This window comes from Saccharomonospora iraqiensis subsp. paurometabolica YIM 90007 (assembly GCF_000231035.2).
GTDB lineage: Bacteria > Actinomycetota > Actinomycetes > Mycobacteriales > Pseudonocardiaceae > Saccharomonospora > Saccharomonospora paurometabolica.
In genome coordinates, this window is the sequence record NZ_KI912256.1 from 12,923 (window position 1) to 17,960 (window position 5,038).

At 73.4% G+C, this 5,038-nt stretch carries 5 protein-coding genes and 1 pseudogene; 5 read left to right on the plus strand and 1 reads right to left on the minus strand.

Features of this window, described 5'->3' with window-relative positions; all coding sequences use genetic code 11:
* The 3 genes from SACPADRAFT_RS0218840 to SACPADRAFT_RS0218850 all read left to right on the plus strand — a co-directional run.
* Positions 1-757, plus strand: a 757-nt coding sequence (locus tag SACPADRAFT_RS0218840) for a RecB family exonuclease (RefSeq protein ID WP_007026461.1), incomplete at its 5' end; no start/stop codon positions are given.
* An 11-nt stretch (positions 758-768) separates the two neighbouring features.
* Complete coding sequence (locus SACPADRAFT_RS0218845; RefSeq protein ID WP_007026462.1) at positions 769-1,851, plus strand: potassium channel family protein; 1,083 nt, start codon at positions 769-771, stop codon at positions 1,849-1,851.
* Positions 1,852-2,115: 264 nt separating this feature from the next.
* A complete protein-coding gene (locus SACPADRAFT_RS0218850; RefSeq protein WP_007026463.1) occupies positions 2,116-2,556 on the plus strand; it encodes a hypothetical protein in 441 nt (146 codons plus the stop codon).
* 114 nt (positions 2,557-2,670) lie between these two features.
* Here SACPADRAFT_RS0218850 and SACPADRAFT_RS0218855 read toward each other — a convergent pair whose 3' ends face one another.
* Positions 2,671-3,777, minus strand: a complete 1,107-nt coding sequence (locus SACPADRAFT_RS0218855; RefSeq protein ID WP_007026464.1) for a neutral zinc metallopeptidase — start codon at positions 3,775-3,777, stop codon at positions 2,671-2,673.
* A gap of 124 nt (positions 3,778-3,901) precedes the next feature.
* On the opposite strand from SACPADRAFT_RS0218855, the gene SACPADRAFT_RS0218860 reads away from it, so the two are divergent.
* Positions 3,902-4,855: a DUF7847 domain-containing protein gene (locus tag SACPADRAFT_RS0218860; RefSeq protein ID WP_007026465.1), complete on the plus strand. Its 954-nt coding sequence runs from the start codon at positions 3,902-3,904 to the stop codon at positions 4,853-4,855.
* Positions 4,852-5,038, plus strand: a pseudogene (locus SACPADRAFT_RS33220) (hypothetical protein); the annotation flags it as partial. The gene SACPADRAFT_RS0218860 and the pseudogene SACPADRAFT_RS33220, both read left to right, overlap by 4 nt.

The following is a 5,038-nucleotide window of genomic DNA, read 5'->3' on the forward strand; positions in this document are numbered from 1 at the left end:
CGGCACGGACCCGGACGGCACGGACGGCGTGGCCGACCCGGACGGGTGGATCGCCGACACCGACGTGCTGCTGGCCGAGCGCGCCCGGGCCCGCGACGGCGGTGCGGACATCGCCCTGCCCGGCAAGCTGTCGGTGAGCCAGCTCGTCGAGCTGGCCGACGACCCCGGAGCACTGGCCCGCAGACTGCGCAGACCACTGCCCTTCCCGCCGAACGCCCCGGTGCGGCGCGGCACCGCCTTCCACGGCTGGCTGGAGCGCCGCTTCGCCGGGGACCGCCTGCTCGACCTCGACGACCTCCCCGGGTCGGCCGATGCGGACGGGCCGGACGCCGACGCCGACGACGGGGATCTCGCCGCGCTGCGGGAGGCGTTCGAGGCGAGTCCGTGGGCCGGGCGGACGCCGCACGAGATCGAGGTCCCGTTCTCCACCGACGTCGACGGGATCACCGTGCGCGGGCGGATGGACGCGGTGTTCGCCGACGCCGACGGCGGATGGACCGTGGTGGACTGGAAGACCGGCGCGGTCCCCGACGCCGACCGGATGCGTGCGTTGTCGGTGCAGCTCGCGGCCTACCGGCTGGCGTGGTCGGGGCTGTCCGGGGCGCCGCTGGAGAAGGTGCGCGCGGCGTTCCACTACGTGCGCCCGGGGCGGACCGTCCACCCCGTCGACCTGCTCGACGCCGAGGGCCTGCGCGGGTTGCTGCGGGGCGTCCCGACGGGCGAGGCGCCGTCTGGCGGGGAACCGTCCGGGGAATAGGCTGGACTCCCGTGGCCCGCCCCTGGAAACGCAACGGTGACGAGCGGCTGCCCGAGCAGCCGGGGCACGCGCTCGTCGGCGTCATCAACATGCCCGCTCACACGATCGGGCCCGCGCGGGCGATCGCGCGGCGTGTGTTGTTCGCGCTGTTCGCGCTGGTGGTCGTCGTGGTGGTCGTGTACCTGGACCGGGACGGGTACTCCGACTCGAACGGGGACGGGGTGTCGCTGCTCGACGCCTTCTACTACGCGACCGTGTCCCTGTCGACGACCGGCTACGGGGACATCTCGCCGTCGAGCGACTCGGCGCGACTGGTGAACGTCGTCCTCGTCACGCCGCTGCGGGTGTTGTTCCTGATCGTGCTGATCGGGACCACCCTGGAGGTACTGACCGAGAAGTCCCGGCAGGCGTTCCGGGTGCAGAAGTGGAGGCGGCAGGTGCGCGACCACGTCGTGGTCATCGGGTTCGGCACGAAGGGCCGGTCGGCGGTCAACGCGCTGTTGGCCGAGGAGGACCTCGATCCGAGCCAGGTCGTGGTGGTCGACACCGACCGGGTGTCCCTGGACTCGGCGAGCGCGCGCGGCCTGATCACGGTCCACGGCTCGGCCACCCGGTCGGACGTGTTGCGCGTGGCCGGGATCCAGCGGGCCCGCGCCGTGGTGGTGGCGCCGAACCGGGACGACACGGCCGTGCTGGTCACCCTGACCGCGCGGGAACTGGCGCCGAAGGCGCGCATCCTGGCCTCGGTCCGCGAGGCGGAGAACGTGCACCTGCTCAAACAGTCCGGCGCCGACCAGGTCGTGGTGTCCAGTGAGACGGCGGGCCGGCTGCTGGGCATCGCCACCCGCACCCCGCGGGTGGTGGACATGGTCGAGGACCTGCTCACCCCGGAGACGGGCCTGGCCATCGCCGAGCGCCCGGTCGAGGAGTTCGAGGAGGGCGGCTCACCCCGGCACCTGCCCGACATCGTGCTCGGGCTGGTCCGCGGCGGCGTGCTCTACCGGGTGGACGCCCCCGAGGCCGACTCCCTCGAACGCGGCGACCGCCTCCTCTACGTCCGCAAGGTCGCCGTCGGCGAGGAGACCGTCCCGTAACCCCCACCACCCCAGCCCCGCGAGTCGCCACCCCAGCCCCGCGAGTCGACACTCCAGACCCGTGATCTGACGCCCCGGGGCCGCGAGCCGGCCGCCGGTTCCCACCGCCGGACGCGAGGTGTGATCCGTCGAACCGTGTCCGTGTCGGGCACGGGGCCGGGCCCGCGGACAGCTGTTGTGCGTGCCTCCGATCGCTGGGCAGTGCCCCGGTGTTCTGGAACCATGGGCCGGGTGCGGGCGCCTGTGAATCACCGACGACGGCCGATGCCGCCGCTGACCGGGAAGGTCCTCGGTGTCGCCGCGGTGACGGGACTGCTGATCCTGCTGGGGGCCTGGTGGACGGGCGCGTCGCTGTTCGGCGCCCCGCCCGCGGACCGGCACCGGATCGTGGAGGCCACGGTCACCGCGCCCGCCGAGTGCAGTGATCCGGACGCGGTCGAGACGGTGCGTTTCGAGGGCAGGGCCGGGCAACGTGACGGACGCCTGAGCGGCTGCGGCCACGACGAGGGCGAGCAGGTCCGGGTGGCCGTACCCCCGGAGTCGTCCACCGGGGGAGGGTCGGTGGACGTCCGGTTGGCCGCCACCGCCCCCGGCACGAGCGACCTGCGCCGTCCCGTGGGTATGGCGCTGCTCATGCTGAGCTGCGCGGGCGGCGGCACCTACGCCTACCTCATGGCCCGCGGCCCGAAGCCCGCCCTCGCCTGACCCGCCTGGTGTGCCGTGAAGGGGTCCTTCCCTGCATCGCACGCAGCGAAGGACCCCTTCACGGCATCCCACGCAGGCAAGGGGGCCTTCACGGCACCACCTGACCCCGCCGGGTCAGGAGACGTCGGCGCTGGGGGCGGCGAAGGTGTTGCAGTCGACGATGCGGTTGTCGTAGGCGCCCGCGCGCCACCACTTCGCGTAGTTGGCGTTGCTGCCGTGGTCGCTGGTCCCGGAGGTGTCGTCGCCGCGGGTCTCCTGGTCGTACCAGGCGCGCTCGTACATCGCGCGGGTGATCGTGCCGCCCTGGTCGACGTGCGCGCCGAGGAACATCCCGGAGAAGCACTGCGCCTGCAGCTCCTTGCGCCGGGACATCTCCTGTCCGGCGGGGCTGTCCCGGCCCGCCGCGTAGATCCGCTCCCAGGCGGCGTCCATGATCCCGGCGAGTTCCTGTACGTGGTGGCCGTACTCGTGGGCGAACAAGGCGAGATACACGCCGGGGGCGTTGCCGTACTGCTCGGTCTGCAGGCCGTCGAACGGCAGGTAGAGCTCGTTCTCGCAGTAGTACGCGGCCGTGGTCAGCCCCACGCTGATCCGTCCGCACTCGGTCTCGAAGCTGCCGCTCGACGGGAAGTGCAGCCGCGGCGGCCGGAACGGCAGGTCGTAGGCCCGCAGGAACGGCTCCCACGCCGTGTCGAGACAGTGCCGGGCCGCCGTGAAGAACTTTCTGGCCCCGTCCGGGGAGCTCCGCCACGCGGGCAGATCGCAGACCCGGTTGCGCAGTCCCGCGTCGGGGTTCTGCAGGATCGGGTGGTCGGCCAGCTGGTAGACCTTCCGCGGTCCCTCCTGCCGGGCCGGGGGCGCGACCCCGCCGGAGGGGGAGGGGGTGGCGGACGAGGTCCCGGGCGACGTCTCCGACGGGGTCGGGTCGGTCGACAGCGGGGACGACGGCGCCGTGGGGGATGTGGGGAAGGTCACACCGCTGTCGTCCCGGCCGGGCTCGGCGAGCCTGTCCCGGTCGTCCCCGCCGGTCAGCGTGACCACCGCGACCAGCCCGAGCACCAGGACCAGCACCCCGGCCACCGAGGCCACGGCGAGCGGGACGTGCGAACGCCGCGGCGGTGGCGGCGGGGCGGGCCGGTGGGGGTGCGGGAAACGGTCGTCGCCGTACCCGTGGCCCGGCCGAGGGTCCTGCGGTGGCGGCCCCGGTGGGGGTTGTGTCATGTGGTCGTCCCGCGGGTAGCTCGGTCTCGGCCGCCAGCATAACGGAGCCCCCGGGCCACTGTGCGGGGCTCACGGGAACACCCCTGGAGGCGTCCGGCGACGACGACACGCGAGGATGACGGTCATGACCGACTCGACAGGCTGGTCCGCACCCGATCCCGACTCGGCGGGCTCCGGCGGCGGCGGACAGTACCCCCGGTACCCCCAGGGCCCGGACCGCCACCGGGCGGGCAAACCGGGCGTCATCCCGTTGCGGCCCCTGGCGCTCGGCGAGATCCTCGACGGGGCGATCACCACGATGCGTCGGCACGCGGCCGTCGTGTTCGGTTCGTCCGCCGTGGTGGCGCTGGTCGGGGCGGTGCTGTTCTTCGCGGCCGACCTGTGGTTGCTCGGGGCCACCGAGCCCGCGCCCGTGATCGACGAGACCGCTCCGCCGGAGCAGCAGCTCGACCAGATGATGACCGTGCTGGGGGAGAGCGTGCCCGGCTTCCTCGTCGTCGCGCTGCTCACCATGCTCACCCAGACCTTCCTGTCCGGTCTGCTCACCGTCGTGGTCGGCAAGGCCGTCCTGGGCAGCCCGATCACGGTGGCGCAGGCGTGGGAGGAGCTGCGGCCCCGGCTGCTGCCGTTGTTCGGGCTCACCGTGCTGGTGACCCTCGCCGTGTCGGTCGCGAGCCTGTTCTTCGTCCTCCCCGGGGTGTGGCTCTACGTGCTGCTGAGCCTGGCCACCCCGGCCCTGGTACTCGAACGCGGCCGCGTGGGGCAGGCGCTGGGCCGCTCCCGCGACCTGGTCCGCGGCTCGTGGTGGCGGGTGTTCGGCGTGCTGGCGGTGGCTCTGCTGGTCACGCTCATCATCGGCTCGATCATCCAGGTGCCGTTCAGCTTCCTGGTCGACACGGACGCCGTGCTGCGCGGGATGACCACCGGCGAGCTGCTGATCACCGAGCTCGGCAGCGCGGTGGCGCAGACCATCACCGTGCCGTTCGCCTCGGCGGTCACCGCGCTGCTCTACATCGACCAGCGGATGCGCCGGGAAGGTCTGGACATCGAGCTCTCCCGCGCGGCGGGAGGTGCGTGACCACGACCCGCCCGCTGGTCCCGGCTCCCCGCGCGGCGGGTGCCGCCGTCGACGTCCCGGTCGAACCCGGCCGGGACGAGGCGCGCCGCGCCGCGCGGGCCGAACTGTCCGATCCCGTCTACCGGGAGGCGGAACCGTCCCTGCTGCAGCGGGTGACGGACTGGATCGGCGCCCGCCTCGGTG